The organism is Bacillus sp. B4EP4a, assembly GCF_006680105.1.
Lineage (GTDB): Bacteria > Bacillota > Bacilli > Bacillales > DSM-1321 > Peribacillus > Peribacillus simplex_E.
In genome coordinates, this window is sequence record NZ_VHIK01000012.1 from 92556 (window position 1) to 107826 (window position 15271).

At 41.8% G+C, this 15271-nt stretch carries 18 protein-coding genes and 1 tRNA gene; 18 read left to right on the forward strand and 1 reads right to left on the reverse strand.

Annotation, left to right across the window (positions count from 1 at the left end):
• The first annotated feature begins 34 nt into the window (after positions 1 to 34).
• The 4 genes from rapZ (at position 35) to FNK51_RS06585 (ending at position 3208) form a co-directional block, all read left to right on the forward strand.
• Positions 35 to 934 (forward strand): RNase adapter RapZ, encoded by a 900-nt coding sequence (gene rapZ, locus FNK51_RS06570; RefSeq protein ID WP_141992821.1) that lies wholly within the window; start codon positions 35 to 37, stop codon positions 932 to 934.
• Entirely contained in the window at positions 924 to 1910 is a 987-nt protein-coding gene (locus FNK51_RS06575; protein ID WP_098371547.1) for a gluconeogenesis factor YvcK family protein, read from the forward strand. The genes rapZ and FNK51_RS06575 overlap by 11 nt, the downstream gene beginning before the upstream one ends.
• 66 nt (positions 1911 to 1976) lie before the next feature.
• Complete coding sequence (gene whiA / locus FNK51_RS06580; protein WP_098371546.1) at positions 1977 to 2930, forward strand: DNA-binding protein WhiA; 954 nt, start codon at positions 1977 to 1979, stop codon at positions 2928 to 2930.
• Positions 2931 to 2950: 20 nt separating this feature from the next.
• Positions 2951 to 3208, forward strand: coding sequence for an HPr family phosphocarrier protein (locus FNK51_RS06585; protein WP_048688029.1), 258 nt, complete (start codon positions 2951 to 2953; stop codon positions 3206 to 3208).
• Between the two features lie 97 nt (positions 3209 to 3305).
• Here the strand turns inward: FNK51_RS06585 and clpP are convergent, their stop codons facing one another.
• Complete coding sequence (gene clpP / locus FNK51_RS06590; RefSeq protein WP_063233960.1) at positions 3306 to 3914, reverse strand: ATP-dependent Clp endopeptidase proteolytic subunit ClpP; 609 nt, start codon at positions 3912 to 3914, stop codon at positions 3306 to 3308.
• A gap of 289 nt (positions 3915 to 4203) precedes the next feature.
• On the opposite strand from clpP, the gene FNK51_RS06595 reads away from it, so the two are divergent.
• From FNK51_RS06595 to FNK51_RS26420, 14 genes are all read left to right on the forward strand, one after another.
• Positions 4204 to 4275 (forward strand) — tRNA-Arg (locus FNK51_RS06595).
• A gap of 317 nt (positions 4276 to 4592) precedes the next feature.
• A complete protein-coding gene (rpoN, locus tag FNK51_RS06600; protein WP_353617854.1) occupies positions 4593 to 5930 on the forward strand; it encodes an RNA polymerase factor sigma-54 in 1338 nt (445 codons plus the stop codon).
• 14 nt (positions 5931 to 5944) lie between these two features.
• Complete coding sequence (locus FNK51_RS06605) at positions 5945 to 6187, forward strand: glutaredoxin family protein (RefSeq protein ID WP_260397945.1); 243 nt, start codon at positions 5945 to 5947, stop codon at positions 6185 to 6187.
• A gap of 139 nt (positions 6188 to 6326) precedes the next feature.
• Positions 6327 to 7361, forward strand: coding sequence for a sugar-binding transcriptional regulator (locus FNK51_RS06610; RefSeq protein WP_141992822.1), 1035 nt, complete (start codon positions 6327 to 6329; stop codon positions 7359 to 7361).
• 32 nt (positions 7362 to 7393) lie between these two features.
• Positions 7394 to 8401, forward strand: a complete 1008-nt coding sequence (gene gap, locus FNK51_RS06615; RefSeq protein ID WP_063233962.1) for a type I glyceraldehyde-3-phosphate dehydrogenase — start codon at positions 7394 to 7396, stop codon at positions 8399 to 8401.
• A 249-nt stretch (positions 8402 to 8650) separates the two neighbouring features.
• On the forward strand, positions 8651 to 9835 hold the full coding sequence (locus FNK51_RS06620; RefSeq protein WP_141992823.1) for a phosphoglycerate kinase: 1185 nt from the start codon (positions 8651 to 8653) through the stop codon (positions 9833 to 9835).
• 46 nt (positions 9836 to 9881) lie between these two features.
• Complete coding sequence (tpiA, locus tag FNK51_RS06625; RefSeq protein WP_141992824.1) at positions 9882 to 10643, forward strand: triose-phosphate isomerase; 762 nt, start codon at positions 9882 to 9884, stop codon at positions 10641 to 10643.
• On the forward strand, positions 10636 to 12171 hold the full coding sequence (gene gpmI, locus FNK51_RS06630) for a 2,3-bisphosphoglycerate-independent phosphoglycerate mutase (protein ID WP_098371543.1): 1536 nt from the start codon (positions 10636 to 10638) through the stop codon (positions 12169 to 12171). Before tpiA ends, gpmI begins: the two co-directional genes overlap by 8 nt.
• Before the next feature lie 30 nt (positions 12172 to 12201).
• A complete protein-coding gene (eno, locus tag FNK51_RS06635) occupies positions 12202 to 13497 on the forward strand; it encodes a phosphopyruvate hydratase (RefSeq protein WP_141992825.1) in 1296 nt (431 codons plus the stop codon).
• Positions 13498 to 13757: 260 nt separating this feature from the next.
• Entirely contained in the window at positions 13758 to 14195 is a 438-nt protein-coding gene (locus FNK51_RS06640; RefSeq protein ID WP_141992826.1) for a hypothetical protein, read from the forward strand.
• A 135-nt stretch (positions 14196 to 14330) separates the two neighbouring features.
• The gene (locus tag FNK51_RS06645) at positions 14331 to 14657 is read left to right on the forward strand and encodes a hypothetical protein (RefSeq protein WP_141992827.1); all 327 of its coding nucleotides are present in this window, start codon (positions 14331 to 14333) and stop codon (positions 14655 to 14657) included.
• Positions 14658 to 14677: 20 nt separating this feature from the next.
• Entirely contained in the window at positions 14678 to 14872 is a 195-nt protein-coding gene (locus FNK51_RS06650) for a hypothetical protein (RefSeq protein ID WP_101223709.1), read from the forward strand.
• A gap of 58 nt (positions 14873 to 14930) precedes the next feature.
• The gene (locus FNK51_RS06655) at positions 14931 to 15110 is read left to right on the forward strand and encodes a hypothetical protein (RefSeq protein ID WP_141992828.1); all 180 of its coding nucleotides are present in this window, start codon (positions 14931 to 14933) and stop codon (positions 15108 to 15110) included.
• Positions 15107 to 15271 (forward strand): hypothetical protein, encoded by a 165-nt coding sequence (locus FNK51_RS26420; RefSeq protein WP_157831060.1) that lies wholly within the window; start codon positions 15107 to 15109, stop codon positions 15269 to 15271. The genes FNK51_RS06655 and FNK51_RS26420 overlap by 4 nt, the downstream gene beginning before the upstream one ends.

A 15271-nucleotide genomic window follows, 5' to 3' on the forward strand; every position in this document is an offset into this window, starting at 1 on the left:
TATAAAAAAAGATATACATGGGGGCGGAGAAACTATGAGTACAGGGCAGATGAGTGAAACGCAATTGGTCATCATTACCGGAATGTCCGGAGCAGGTAAGACAGTGGCGGTTCAAAGTTTTGAAGACCTCGGCTTTTTTTGCGTCGATAATTTGCCGCCCACGCTATTGCCAAAGTTTTTGGAGTTAATGAAGGACTCCGGGAATAAGATGAATAAAGTGGCCCTTGTCATGGATTTAAGGGGAAGGGAGTTTTTTGATTCCTTATTTCTTGCACTGGATAATTTAACGGATACAGCTGCAGTATCACCAAGAATCCTTTTTCTTGAAGCTGATGATGATTCCTTGGTACGCAGATATAAGGAAACGAGAAGGACCCACCCCCTTGCTCCATTAGGCCGGCCGTTGGAAGGCATTAAAATGGAACGGGAACTTTTGGACGAATTGAAGGGAAGGGCTCAATTGATCTTTAATACTTCCCAACTGAAACCGCGCGAATTGAGGGAGAAAATCGCTTCGGAATTTTCTGCCGATAAAAGTGTCGGTTTTACAGTCAATGTCATGTCGTTCGGGTTCAAACATGGCCTGCCCATAGATGCCGACCTTGTGTTTGATGTACGTTTCCTGCCAAATCCATATTATATTGACCATATGAGGCCAAGGACTGGCTTGGAACAGGAAGTGTCGAGTTACGTTTTAAAATGGAGTGAGACGCAAAAGTTCTTGGAAAAAGTGACCGATCTGCTTGCATTCATGCTTCCATATTATAAACGTGAAGGGAAGGCACAGCTTGTTGTTGCGATTGGATGTACAGGCGGTCAGCACCGTTCAGTAGCGTTGACGGAGTATATTTCAAACCACTTCAAAAAGGATTACAGGGTTCAAGTATCACATCGCGATATCGAAAAAAGTAAGGGGAAAGCAGATGTTAAATAAGAAGAAACAACCTAAGGTTGTGATCATTGGAGGGGGAACCGGCCTTCCCGTTTTGTTGAGAGGGTTAAAGAAGCATCCAGTGGATATTACGGCAATCGTTACGGTAGCTGATGATGGTGGCAGTTCAGGCCGCCTTCGCGAGGATATGGATATCCCCGCTCCGGGGGATATTCGTAACGTGCTGGCTGCGTTATCGGATGTAGAGCCCCTTGTTGAACAAATGTTTCAACATCGCTTTCAGAGTAAAAATGAGTTGTCCGGGCATTCGCTGGGGAATTTGATACTGGCGGCAATGACCTCGTTGACAGGCGATTTCGTCCATGCGATCCAGGAAATGAGTAAATTTCTTAATGTCCGCGGTAAAGTGCTCCCGGCTGCCAACCAAAGTGTGGTTCTCCATGCGGAGATGGATGACGGAACGATTGTTACAGGAGAATCCAAGATCCCCTTCTCAGGAAAGAAAATAAAAAAAGTTTTTCTGTCTCCTCATCATATAAAGCCGCTCAGTGAAACTCTCCAGGAAATCAAGCAGGCAGATCTTATTGTCATAGGTCCAGGAAGTCTATATACTAGCATTCTGCCTAACTTACTTGTCCCTGGCCTAGGAGAAGAGGTTGCCCGTTCCAAGGCTAAGAAGGTGTACATTTGCAATTTGATGACACAAGCCGGCGAGACGCTGGATTATAGTGCGAGCGATCATATAAAAGCGATATATGACCATATGGGAAATGCATATATTGACAGGATACTTGTTAATAATGAGGAAATACCAACCGAGATTCAGCAACGCTATCAAGCTGAATATGCCAAACCGGTCATGTATGATGTGGAAAGTTTAAAACGGATGGGTCTTGAAATCATACAAGAACGCATTTTCAGCTATGAGGGGAATGTAATACGCCATGACACGAAAAAAGTGGCGGATTTGCTTTATAATATGCTTGTAAATGAAACTAAAAGCCCTATAATACCGTAGATTAAGCGGGGACGGTTTTTTGATTGATAAAAATAGATTACTTGCGTTCGATTGGGGGTGAAATGGATGTCTTTTGCTTCAGAAACGAAAAAAGAGCTTACTACATTAGAGGGAAAGGATTGCTGCGGTAGGGCGGAATTATGTGCGCTTATCCGGATGAACGGATCCCTTTCATTTTCTAATCGGAAGCTTGTTGTGGATATTCAAACTGAGAATGCTGCGATTGCCAGAAGGATTTATACGCTGCTGAAAAAAAGTTATGAGGTCCAGGTCGAGCTGTTGGTCCGTAAAAAGATGAAGCTAAAAAAGAATAATGTATATATTGTCAGGATGTCATCCGGAGGGCAGCGGGTTTTAACCGATTTGGAAATTTTAGGCGATGGCTTTGAAATTCTCCATGATATATCCGATACTATTGTTGGGAAGAAATGCTGTAAGCGTTCTTACCTGAGAGGTGCATTTCTTGCGGGGGGTTCGGTAAATAATCCGGAAACGTCTTCCTATCACCTCGAGATTTTCTCACTTTATAAAGAGCACAATGATGCCCTGTGTGAGCTAATGAATAAGTTTGGCTTGAAGGCCAAGACGCTTGAACGCAAGAAAGGGTACATCATTTATTTGAAAGAAGCCGAAAAAATTGCCGAGTTTTTAAGTATAGTTGGCGCCCATTCAGCTTTATTAAGGTTCGAGGATGTACGGATTGTCCGTGATATGCGTAATTCAGTGAATCGGCTTGTGAATTGTGAAACAGCCAATTTGAACAAAACGATCGGGGCCTCATTGCGCCAGGTTGAAAATATCCATTATATCGAGGATACGGTAGGACTAAGCATTTTACCGGATAAGCTTCGGGAAATTGCGGAGCTTAGGATAGCGTTTCAGGATATAACCTTAAAGGAACTTGGGGAAATGGTATCCGGGGGAACCATCAGTAAGTCCGGGATTAATCACCGATTACGAAAGATTGATGAAATAGCTGACAGGCTCCGTGGGGGAGAGGCTATTGCTGCGAAAAAATAAAGCTAATAGGGGAGATCAAGATGGTGGAAAAACAAGTTGAGGTAAAATTGAAGACGGGTTTGCAAGCGCGGCCGGCGGCTCTTTTTGTACAAGAAGCTAACCGCTTTCATTCAGATGTTTTTCTTGAAAAAGAAGGAAAGAAAGTGAATGCAAAAAGTATAATGGGGTTAATGAGCCTTGCCATCAGTTCTGGCGTGTCCGTTAAGTTAATCGTCGAAGGACGCGATGAAAAAGAAGCGTTAGAGGCATTGGAAGAGTTCGTTCAGCAAGAGGGTTAAAAGAAAAGGATGCCTAAAAGTGCATCCTTTTCTTTTATAATGTAAAAAAGGCTCCGGAAGTCGCTTAAGGCGATCTCCGGAGCCTTTTGTTGCATAATTATTTAGAGTCTTTTTTGTCATCAAGGATGCTGCGCGTGATGACTTTGTCAATCAAGCCATATTCAAGAGCTCTTTCGGAAGTCATGAAGTTATCACGTTCCGTATCTCTTTGAAGGACTTCAATAGGTTGACCAGTACGTTCTGCCAGGATTTGGTTCAGTTTATCTTTCAAGTGAAGGATACGGCGGGCAGCAATTTCAATTTCCGTAGCTTGACCTTGAGCTCCTCCAAGCGGTTGGTGAATCATGACTTCACTGTTTGGCAATGCATAACGTTTGCCTTTTTCGCCAGCAGCCAATAGGAAAGCGCCCATGGAAGCGGCCATACCGATGCATACTGTGGATACATTAGGTTTGATATATTGCATAGTATCATAAATGGCCATACCGGAAGTGATGCTTCCGCCAGGACTGTTGATGTATAGAGTGATATCTTTTTCAGGGTTTTCCGCTTCTAAAAATAGTAATTGAGCAACAATGGAGTTGGAAACATTATCGTCAATTGCACTTCCTAGCATAATGATCCGGTCTTTTAATAAACGGGAGTAAATATCGTAGGCACGCTCCCCACGACTTGTTTGTTCGATAACTGTAGGAATTAAATTCATGTTCATTTCCTCCTTCGATTAAGAGAATCATTTAAATTCTTTATGTATGTATGATACACTTTTTGGTCAATTTAGGTCAAACAAAACAAACCCTTTAATGGATAATTTGTTCGACAATTTTCTGGCTAAGGCTCCTTCCTGATAGATTACTTTATATATTATGCCGCACAGGGATGAATTTCCACATTACCCATAATACCCAAAAGACAAAGTTTTAAACCTGATAACCCTTGCAAAGAAGGGGATTCTATCATATAATGAAGTCTGTTAAAAAAATATTATCTATTACGCCCTCGTAGTGCAACGGATAGAACGCAAGCCTCCGAAGCTTGAAATGCAGGTTCGATTCCTGCCGAGGGCATTACCAATCTTCTGCTTAATAAAGTGGGGGATTTTTTATTGGGCATTTTTAAGCGGTTCCATAAGATTTTTGGAGAATTTACTCGTTTTCCGTAATATTCCATCGAATCCTGTGATGTTATTCCTGCCTTGAAAATATTACCCAACACTATTGAAAAATGGTGATTTTTCAATAAAAGTAGTTGTTAAATTTGCGTTTCTAACATATAGTATTTAAAACAAATAAACTATTCAGAAAAAATTCGTAAGCGTTTTCATGGGTTTTTGTGTAGAATTTTCTCCTGATAATGTAAAATGGAGTGGGGGAGGGATGAATCGATGAGTATGAATATGAAAGCAGGACTTTTTCAACAGCAAACATTAAAGATGGCAATGACCCAGGAGCTTATGCAAGCTATTACATTGCTGCAATACTCCTCGCAGGAGCTATCGGCTTTTCTAGAAAATAAAATGGTGGAGAATCCATTACTGTCCATAGATCAGCCAACATCTTCTATATTTCAGCCAACTTTTGACCGGAAAAAGGGTAAACGGACTCTTAAAAATACGTATGATGCCAACTATTGGATTGAACAGATCAGTGAAGATACTTTATCGCTTGAACAGCATATCATGTCCCAGGTGAATCACCAGCAGTTTTCAGGTGAGCAGCAGAAGGCAATGCTTCTATTAATTCATAACCTTGATGAAAACGGTTACTTGAGGACTCAACTGGATGATATATGCGTCCCAGGCATATCTCCGGCCGTTTTGGAAGAGAGTCTCTCGATATTACAGGAACTCGAGCCGCATGGCATTGGAGCGAGAAACCTTCAAGAGTGCCTTTTGCTTCAGGTGAAAGCAGAAGGGGAGAACCTGCTTGCAGAATCGATCATAGAAAATCATTTCCTCGATTTTGCTGAAAAGCGTTGGAAAGACCTAAGTAAGAAAATCGGTGTTACAATGAAGGAGATTCAAGAAGTCTTTGATTATGTCCAGACGTTGAACCCGCGTCCGGCTTCACTCTTTTTTCAGGAAAAGCCTTCTTATATAGTGCCGGATGTGGTCGTGGAAGTTCGGGATGGCATGCTGCTTGTTGGGAATTATGATGGTAACACACCCAATCTTAATGTGGATAAAGGGTATTTAAACCGAATGAAGAGCCATAAGGATCAGGGAGTTCAACGGTTTATCCAGGATAAGTGGCAGGAATACCAATGGATCTCCAGAGGGATTCAACAAAGAAAAGAAACTATATTGAAGGTCATTCAGTGCATCGTCGAAAAACAGCCGGCGTGCTTTCATCATGGCCTGAACTATTTGAAGCCGATGACGATGAAAGAAATAGCTGACGAAATTGGTATACATGAGTCCACAGTAAGCCGGGCGGTTAAAGGGAAATACGTGCAGACACCATTTGGCACGATAGAGATGCGGATATTTTTCACTACTTCTTTACAGTCAGTCGGCCTTGATGAGGATATGTCGGGCATGCAAGCAAAAAAGAGCCTGCAGGCAGCCATCAATGGGGAAAATAAACAAAAGCCGCTTTCGGATCAAGACCTGGTAGAACGGTTGAAAGAGGAGCATGGAATTATCTTGGCACGCCGAACCGTTGCCAAATACCGGGAACAATTAGGGATCCCTTCTTCATCTAAACGAAAAAGATATGATTGAAAAGGATGAGTGGTTTGGAATCAAATGCGTTTGTTTTATATAGTAGGGATAAATGCCCGTTATGTGATAAAGCCAAGCGGGTACTTGAAGAAGTGAAGGCGGAGTCGGGCATAGGCTATAAGGAAATCGATATCCATACCGATGATGATTTGCTAGAAAAATTCGGGCTGATGATTCCTGTCGTAGAATGGAAAGATGATATCGTTCAATTCGGAAATGTTGATAAATCAGCTCTAAATAGGCTTTTGGAAAAATAATTTTTCAAATCATTTGAAGAAACATTCCGTTCCTGCTAGAATAAAATATGTAGCAGGAATATTTTTTTGTTTTAAGTGGGACAGAAAATGACTACGCGGGACATTAAATGTCCAACTTAACTTTTTAGGAGTTTTAAATATGCGTACATTACTCGAGGTACAAAGAAAATTATTACCAGATTTCCTTCTGGTTATGCAAAAAAGATATGATATCCTGCGTTATATCAAAATGATGCAGCCGGTTGGAAGGCGCAGTCTGTCCGTGAGCCTTAATTTGACAGAACGGACGCTTAGAGGCGAGGTTGATTTTCTGAAAAGTCAGAACCTGGTTAACATATTCAGCTCTGGCATGACGCTGACTGATGAAGGGATTGAAATCCTGGATAAGTTAGAAGGAATAATGCGTGAAGTAATGGGTATAGACATAATGGAACGGCAATTGCAGGATTTGTTACAAGTGGATGAAGTCATTATTGTCTCAGGAAATTGTGATGAGACCCCATGGGTGAAAAAAGAATTGGGTAAAGCTTGTGCAAACCGTATGAAACGAGAATGGAACTCAAAGAATATCATTGCGGTTACTGGCGGATCCACAATGGCCGAAGTGGCTGATTCGTTGTCACCTGATGAAGCGTCGAAGAAATTGACATTTGTCCCGGCCCGCGGGGGAATTGGTGAAGCAGTACAGAATCAGGCCAATACGATTGTTGAAAAAATGGCACAGAAGGCACAAGCCTCATACAGAGTGTTATATGTACCCGATCAATTAAGCGGTGAGGTTTATGCTTCATTTCAGAAGGAACCTGCAATTAAAGAAGTGATTTCCCAAATCAAATCTGCCGATATGATCATTCATGGAATCGGTGATGCCATGGCGATGGCTGAGAGAAGAAATTCTTCGCCAGAAATGTTAAAGAAGCTGTTAGATGGAAATGCTGTAGGAGAAGCATTCGGTTATTATTACGATGAAAACGGTAAAGTTGTTCATAAAGTTTTGACAGTCGGCATCCAGTTAGATGATCTTAGCCCTGAAAAGCGAGTGATAACTGTGGCAGGTGGTAAAACTAAAGCAAAGGCTATCCGTTCCTACATGAAAGGCGCACCTTCATCAACAGTGTTGATCACTGATGAAGCGGCGGCACAAGAGTTAATTCAGGGGAATTACACCCCTTAATATATTTGCGAACTTAAAAGGAGGAATTTTTCATGGCAGTAAAAGTTGGTATTAATGGTTTTGGACGTATTGGACGTAATGTATTTCGTGCAGCATTGAGTAATCCTGGGGTAGAGATTGTTGCTATTAACGACTTAACGGATGCTAATATGTTAGCGCACCTTCTTCAATACGATACAATTCATGGATCTCTTAATGAAAAAGTAACAGTTGATGGGGAGTACCTTGTTGTTGATGGTCATAAAGTCAAAGTATTGGCTGAACGTGATCCTGCACAATTAGCATGGGGTGAACTAGGAGTAGAAGTAGTTGTAGAATCTACAGGACGTTTCACAAAACGTGCAGATGCAGCTAAGCATTTAGAAGCTGGCGCGAAAAAAGTAATCATCTCTGCTCCTGCATCTGATGAAGATATCACAATTGTCATGGGTGTAAACGAAGACAAATATGATGCAGCAAACCACCATGTAATCTCTAATGCTTCTTGTACAACGAACTGCTTAGCTCCATTTGCTAAAGTGCTTCATGAACAATTCGGAATCAAACGCGGTATGATGACTACTGTTCACTCGTATACAAATGATCAGCAAATCCTTGATTTGCCTCATAAAGATTACCGCCGTGCACGTGCAGCTGCCGAGAATATCATTCCTACAACAACTGGGGCGGCAAAAGCTGTTGCACTTGTTCTTCCTGAACTTAAAGGGAAATTAAATGGTATGGCAATGCGCGTACCTACTCCAAACGTGTCTGTAGTCGACCTTGTTGCAGAGCTTGAAAAAGACACAACAGTTGAAGAAGTTAATGCAGCATTCAAAAAGGCTTCTGAAGGCGAATTAAAAGGAATTCTTGAGTACAGCGAACTTCCGCTAGTATCAACTGACTATAACGGTAACCCATCATCATCTACAATTGATGCCCTTTCCACAATGGTAATGGAAGGAAACATGGTTAAAGTATTATCTTGGTATGATAATGAAACTGGATATTCTAGCCGTGTTGTTGATTTAATCGACTATTTGGCTAAAAAAGGATTGTAATTAGAATAATAAAAAAAACCTCACCAAGGTGAGGTTTTTTTTATCACACCTCTAAAAAAACTTGGCAGAAGATGATATTATTAGTAAGTCATTAATCAGTCAAGCGTTTACATTTCTTGTTTTTGGATAATTTCCTGGAAACCGACTATAATGAAAAAGAGAAAAAGGGGAGTTGGGAAATTTACCCTCTCCCTTTTTGACTAAAGGAATCAAAAGTATGATAACAATATCTAAGGGGGTTCTTGGATTATGAATAAAAAGTCGATTAGAGATATTGAATTAAAGGGGAAACGCGTATTTTGCCGTGTTGATTTCAACGTTCCGATGCAGGACGGAAAGATTTCGGATGATACTAGAATCAAAGCTGCACTGCCGACGATTTCCTATTTGACAGAACAAGGAGCTAAAGTCATCTTAGCCAGCCACCTTGGCCGTCCAAAAGGACAAGTAGTTGAAGAATTGCGTTTAGCACCTGTTGCGGAAAGACTAAGCGAACTTAGTGGCAAAGATGTGCAAAAGGCAGAAGAAGCTTACGGCGAGACCGTTCAATCAATCATTGATAACATGCAAAATGGCGAGATCCTGTTGTTGGAAAACGTTCGTTTCTATCCAGGAGAAGAGAAGAACGATCAAGAATTGGCGAAGTCATTTGCTGCACTGGCTGATGTTTATGTTAACGATGCATTCGGAGCTGCGCATCGTGCACATGCTTCAACTGAAGGAATAGCACACCATCTCCCAGCTGTTGCCGGATTGCTGATGGAAAAAGAGCTTTCTGTACTAGGAAAAGCCCTATTCAACCCAGAACGTCCTTTTACAGCTATAATTGGCGGAGCAAAAGTAAAGGATAAGATAGGCGTTATCGAAAACCTTTTAGAGAAAGTCGATCACTTGATCATTGGTGGTGGACTGGGTTATACATTTATTAAAGCTCAAGGTCATGAAATCGGTAATTCTTTATTGGAAGAAGACAAAATAGAATTAGCCAAATCTTTCATCGAAAGTGCAAAAGAAAAAGGCGTAAAACTTCATTTGCCTATCGATGCAGTCGTAACGGCTGAATTTTCACCTGATGCAGAGGCAGAGAATGTCGATATCGATGCTATTCCACATGATAAAATGGCTCTTGATATCGGTCCAAAAACAAGTGATTTATTTGCGGATGTAATCAAAAGTTCTAAGCTAGTGATTTGGAATGGACCAATGGGTGTATTCGAGTTCGATAAATTTGCGAATGGAACGAGAACGGTTGCTAGTGCCTTGGCGGAAGCAAAAGATACGTACAGCATTGTAGGCGGGGGGGATTCAGCCGCAGCTGCAGAAAAGTTTGGCCTGGCTGAAAAGATGTCCCATATTTCAACTGGCGGCGGTGCATCTCTTGAGTTCATGGAAGGCAAAGAGTTGCCTGGCGTTGTGGCCTTGAACGATAAATAAGATCAATCCGTTACATATTTCAACTTTAGAAGGGATGAGAAACCAAATGCGTAAACCGATTATTGCAGGAAACTGGAAAATGAATAAAACACTATCTGATGCGACTGCCTTTTTAGAAGAAGTGAGCAATTTGATTCCGAAGCAAGATGTAATTGATACGGTTGTATGTGCTCCAGCTTTATTTTTGGATCAGCTGGTTCAAGCAGCAAAAGGAACCGATGTGAAAATCGGGGCGCAAAACATGCACTTTGAAGAAAGCGGTGCTTTCACAGGCGAAATCAGCCCAATCGCATTGGCTGATCTTGGTGTATCCTACGTCATACTTGGTCATTCTGAGCGCCGGGAAATGTTCAACGAAACGGATGAAGCCGTTAATAAAAAAGCCCATGCCGCTTTTGCCCACCAGTTGACCCCGATCGTTTGCTGCGGTGAAACACTTGAGCAAAGGGAAGCTGGCGAAACGAATGATTTCGTAGGCAGTCAGATTGAAAAAGGCCTGGCAGGATTATCTGACGATCAATTGAAACAAGCCGTTATTGCTTATGAGCCGATTTGGGCGATTGGAACAGGAAAATCGTCATCTGCTCAAGATGCAAATGAAGTTTGTGCGCATATCCGCTCAGTTGTTGCCGACAAATTTTCAAATGAAGCAGCTGCAGCCATCCGAATTCAGTACGGTGGCAGTGTAAAACCTGAGAATATTAAAGAGTACATGGCACAACCTGATATAGATGGTGCGTTGGTTGGCGGTGCAAGCTTGAAATCCGATTCATTTTTACAATTGCTGGAGGCTGGTCACTATGAGTAAGTCGCCTGTGGCACTTATCATCTTAGACGGTTTTGGCTGCCGTAACGAAGAAAAGGGAAATGCTGTTTTTCATGCGAAAAAACCGAATTTTGACCGTTTTTGGGAACAGTATCCGCATTCCCATTTAACTGCAAGCGGGGAAGCGGTCGGCTTGCCTGCAGGTCAAATGGGGAACTCGGAAGTGGGGCATTTGAATATCGGGGCAGGACGGATCGTTTATCAAAGTCTGACCCGTGTGAACCTGGCTATCCGTGAAGGCGAGTTTGCACAAAATCCAACTTTGGTCGATGCCATGAGCTATACCAAAGAAAAAGGCACGGACCTTCATCTTTTCGGTCTTCTTTCAGATGGCGGCGTGCACAGTCATATTGATCATATGTATGCCCTGCTGAAATTGGCCGCAAAAGAAGGAGTTAAAAATGTATATGTACATGCATTCTTAGATGGCCGTGATGTCGGACCGAAAACGGCGCAGGGTTATATTAAGGAAGCGGAAGCGAAAATGAAGGAAATCGGTGTTGGTCAGTTTGCGACCATATCCGGAAGATATTATTCGATGGACCGTGATAAGCGCTGGGAACGTGTGGAGAAATCCTACCGTTCGATGGTGTATGGTGATGGCCCTGCTTACTCTTCTGCAATGGAATGTGTCGAGGATTCCTACGAACATGGTATATTTGACGAGTTCGTGATACCTTCAGTCATAACGGCGGAAGACGGTAAACCGGTGGCAACGATTAAAGATGATGATGCCGTAATCTTTTATAACTTCCGTCCAGACCGGGCGATCCAGATTTCCAATACGTTCACGAATGAGGATTTTCGCTCATTTGACCGCGGTCCTGGACATCCGAAGCATCTCCATTTTGTCTGCTTGACACATTTTTCGGAAACAGTTGACGGATATGTTGCATTTAATCCGACAAATCTTGATAATACATTAGGGGAAGTACTTTCCCAAAACCAGCTAACCCAGCTTCGTATCGCTGAAACTGAAAAATATCCGCATGTGACGTTTTTCATGAGCGGCGGACGTGAAGAGAAGTTTCCTGGTGAAGAGAGGATTTTAATTAATTCTCCGAAAGTCGCTACATATGATTTACAACCTGAAATGAGTGCTTATGAAGTGACGGATGCATTGGTGGAACAGATTGAGGCTGATCGTTTTGATGCCATTCTCTTAAATTTTGCCAACCCGGACATGGTTGGTCATTCAGGGATGCTTGAGCCTACCATTAAAGCGATTGAAACAGTGGATGAATGCCTAGGCAGGATTGTCGATTTAATCGTCTCAAAAGGCGGTACAGCAATCATTACCGCTGACCACGGGAATGCTGATGAAGTCGTAACGCTTGAAGGCAATCCCATGACAGCCCATACTACGAATCCCGTGCCTGTCATTATCACTAAAAATCAGGTAACATTAAGAACAGGTGGTATCTTAGGCGATTTAGCTCCAACGATGCTTGATTTGCTTGGAGTCGAAAAACCTGTTGAAATGACAGGGAAATCCCTATTATCTAAATAAAATTGTGAATAGGAAAAGGAGAGATTTATAATGCCGTACATCGAACATGTATATGCACGCGAAGTGCTAGATTCCCGTGGTAATCCAACAATAGAAGTAGAAATCCAAACAGAGTCCGGATACTTCGGACGTGCAATCGTACCATCAGGTGCTTCAACAGGGGAACACGAAGCGGTTGAGCTTCGTGACGGAGATAAATCTCGTTACCTGGGTAAAGGGGTACAAAAAGCAGTCGATAATGTAAATGAGATCATTGCTGAAGCTGTCATCGGTTTGGATGTAACGAACCAAGCAGGCCTTGACCTTACTATGATTGAATTGGATGGCACTGAAAACAAAGGAAACCTGGGAGCTAATGCAATCCTTGGCGTGTCAATGGCTGCTGCCCATGCCGCTGCGGAATTTTCAGGTTTACCATTGTATCGTTACCTTGGAGGGTTCAATGCGAAACAACTTCCAACTCCAATGATGAACATCATTAACGGCGGATCACATGCCGATAACAATGTTGACTTCCAGGAATTCATGATCCTTCCTGTAGGCGCTCCTAGCTTCAAAGAAGCAGTTCGTATGGGTGCTGAAGTATTCCATGCATTGAAATCTGTCCTTTCTGCCAAAGGCTTGAATACGGCAGTCGGCGATGAAGGCGGCTTTGCGCCAAACCTTGGTTCAAACCGTGAAGCACTGCAAGTCATCATCGAGGCAATTGAAAAAGCTGGCTACAAAGCAGGCGAAGATATCTACCTTGGTATGGACGTAGCTTCATCTGAATTCTATAACAAAGAAACAGGCAAATATGATCTTGCAGGCGAAGGCCGCAATGGCGTTACATCCGAAGAAATGGTTGCTTTCTATGAAGAGCTAGTGAATGAGTTCCCTATTCTCTCCATCGAAGACGGCCTGGATGAAAATGACTGGGAAGGCCACAAACTTTTAACGGAACGCATCGGTTCTAAAGTTCAACTTGTTGGTGACGATCTTTTCGTAACGAACACGAAAAAATTGGCTGAAGGCATCGAAAAAGGCATCGGTAACTCCATCCTGATCAAAGTGAACCAAATTGGTACACTGACAGAAACGTTTGATGCAATCGAAATGGCTAAACGCGCAGGCTACACTGCAGTCGTTTCCCACCGTTCCGGTGAAACGGAAGATGCAACGATCGCTGATATTGCCGTTGCAACAAACGCAGGACAAATCAAAACTGGTTCAATGTCCCGTACAGACCGTATCGCTAAATACAACCAACTTCTTCGCATCGAAGACCAACTTGGTGACTTGGCTGTATATGGCGGCTTGAAATCTTTCTATAACCTGAAGAAGTAATTATCAAGCATAAAATACGTCCGAACTTTGTCATACAAGGCACTTTTGGACACTTTGAGTTATGTAGTACATCAACTCGAACTTAGCAATACAAATGTTTAGTATCAACCCCTGATTTATAAGTGAGTGAAATCGCTTATGAATTGGGGGTTTTTGCGTGTTAATACAGGACTTGTTGAAAGAATTTACATTTGACTTACAAATTAAAAATTATTCCAAGCGAACTATCGAGACCTACAATTACAAAATGGTATGGCCCATTGGATATTGATATTGCTAAAGATATTGACGATAAGGTCAACTTGTTAAAAGAGGAATTGGGAATTGGATATTGGATAGCCAAAAAAGGCAATCATCCAAACTCCAAGGAGTTTATAAAAAAACACAAGGAAATCCACGCATATTATGGCATTCGCTTTAAATATGATGCTTACTGTGCTTATTTAACGAAAACTGAAAGTAAAGTTCGTGAAAGCCTAGAGCTGCCTAAAACTCAAGATGATGCAAAACTTGTGTTCGATATTGTGGCTAGAAAATATAATTTGCAATTAGCAGAAAGGCGACAAATCAACGGTTTCGGTAAAGTGGACAGAGCAATACATCAAGCAAAGATAGATGGAAAGTATGTCCCACAAGCCACGCTTGTTTATGATTACATGGTAGATGGTCATGAGCTGGATGTTAAAAACACAGACTAAAAATCTTATATGCCAAACTTTTAGACCGTTCCAATAGGAATGGTCTTTTTTAGATTGACAGCATAATTTTGGTACTTCATACTTCTATAGTAATAGATGTAACGGAATATTTAGTTAATTATGAGGACGAAAGCCATGAAACCAGAAATCTTATCAACAGCCATCGAAACGCTAACAGGATTGTTTTTCCGTAACAATAATGAAGGAACTGACTTTCTTGCCAAACGCACATTGGACCATTATATAAACGACCTTGATTTGCTTGGTGATATCAACTCTGTAGCTGTGGAAATTGATAAACAGCGAGCGTGGGCTCTCATTCCCAAGCTACGATTATTTGACAGCAAGAGCGCTGATGAAATCGAAGTTGCTTTAGGTGGGTTGGGATATACCGATGCTGAAATTATTGCCAGTGACATAGTATTTGAGGAGTGGAAAAAATCTCAAAAGCACTGCCAATGATTTTAAAAGGAGGAATACCGATGTGGGGACGATACCTTTGGAAACTCCGATTGTTATTGACCATTCCATATTTGTTATTTGCGATATTAATGTTTTCGTCCATTGGCAACGATAAGGATTATGGTTATTATTGGATGGCATTTGTGGTCTATGCGATTGTTTCCAATATCATCCTTCATAAAATGGAAAAGAAAGAAAAGATGGAAAAGGAATGAATTTAAGGAGGTAAGCACTTTACCTCCTTTGCCAATTTCATAAATGGAGGTGGATATTATGGGGCTCAAGAACATTTACAAAAAATCATTGTCTATGGCTCTGGTACGGGCTGGACATGACATTCATCATACTATGCCCAATCGAAACAACAAAAAATACCAAGTGTTTGTTTTCATCCATACCGATGAATTAATAAAAGATTTACTGGAGTTAACCAAACGGGAGGTGAGACAATGACTGAACGTTTCTCTATCGCTATTATAATCTCCTGTGTAGCTGTAGTAATGGGCATACTGATTGATTTAGGAATGCTGTATATTGCATTCATACTTCTTGTAATTTGTGTATTGGCTGTTCTTCCCGTCAAGTGGTTTCGTGATTGGTTATGGAGTGACTAA

Excerpts from the sequence above, each read along its gene's own strand:
- rapZ (WP_141992821.1), top strand. The coding sequence starts at position 35 with ATGAGTACAGGGCAGATGAGTGAAACGCAATTGGTCATCATTACCGGA.
- FNK51_RS06575 (WP_098371547.1), top strand. The coding sequence starts at position 924 with ATGTTAAATAAGAAGAAACAACCTAAGGTTGTGATCATTGGAGGGGGA.
- whiA (WP_098371546.1), top strand. The coding sequence starts at position 1,977 with ATGTCTTTTGCTTCAGAAACGAAAAAAGAGCTTACTACATTAGAGGGA.
- FNK51_RS06585 (WP_048688029.1), top strand. The coding sequence starts at position 2,951 with ATGGTGGAAAAACAAGTTGAGGTAAAATTGAAGACGGGTTTGCAAGCG.
- clpP (WP_063233960.1), bottom strand. The coding sequence starts at position 3,914 with ATGAATTTAATTCCTACAGTTATCGAACAAACAAGTCGTGGGGAGCGT.
- rpoN (WP_353617854.1), top strand. The coding sequence starts at position 4,593 with ATGAGTATGAATATGAAAGCAGGACTTTTTCAACAGCAAACATTAAAG.
- FNK51_RS06610 (WP_141992822.1), top strand. The coding sequence starts at position 6,327 with ATGCGTACATTACTCGAGGTACAAAGAAAATTATTACCAGATTTCCTT.
- gap (WP_063233962.1), top strand. The coding sequence starts at position 7,394 with ATGGCAGTAAAAGTTGGTATTAATGGTTTTGGACGTATTGGACGTAAT.
- FNK51_RS06620 (WP_141992823.1), top strand. The coding sequence starts at position 8,651 with ATGAATAAAAAGTCGATTAGAGATATTGAATTAAAGGGGAAACGCGTA.
- tpiA (WP_141992824.1), top strand. The coding sequence starts at position 9,882 with ATGCGTAAACCGATTATTGCAGGAAACTGGAAAATGAATAAAACACTA.
- gpmI (WP_098371543.1), top strand. The coding sequence starts at position 10,636 with ATGAGTAAGTCGCCTGTGGCACTTATCATCTTAGACGGTTTTGGCTGC.
- eno (WP_141992825.1), top strand. The coding sequence starts at position 12,202 with ATGCCGTACATCGAACATGTATATGCACGCGAAGTGCTAGATTCCCGT.
- FNK51_RS06645 (WP_141992827.1), top strand. The coding sequence starts at position 14,331 with ATGAAACCAGAAATCTTATCAACAGCCATCGAAACGCTAACAGGATTG.
- FNK51_RS06650 (WP_101223709.1), top strand. The coding sequence starts at position 14,678 with ATGTGGGGACGATACCTTTGGAAACTCCGATTGTTATTGACCATTCCA.
- FNK51_RS06655 (WP_141992828.1), top strand. The coding sequence starts at position 14,931 with ATGGGGCTCAAGAACATTTACAAAAAATCATTGTCTATGGCTCTGGTA.
- FNK51_RS26420 (WP_157831060.1), top strand. The coding sequence starts at position 15,107 with ATGACTGAACGTTTCTCTATCGCTATTATAATCTCCTGTGTAGCTGTA.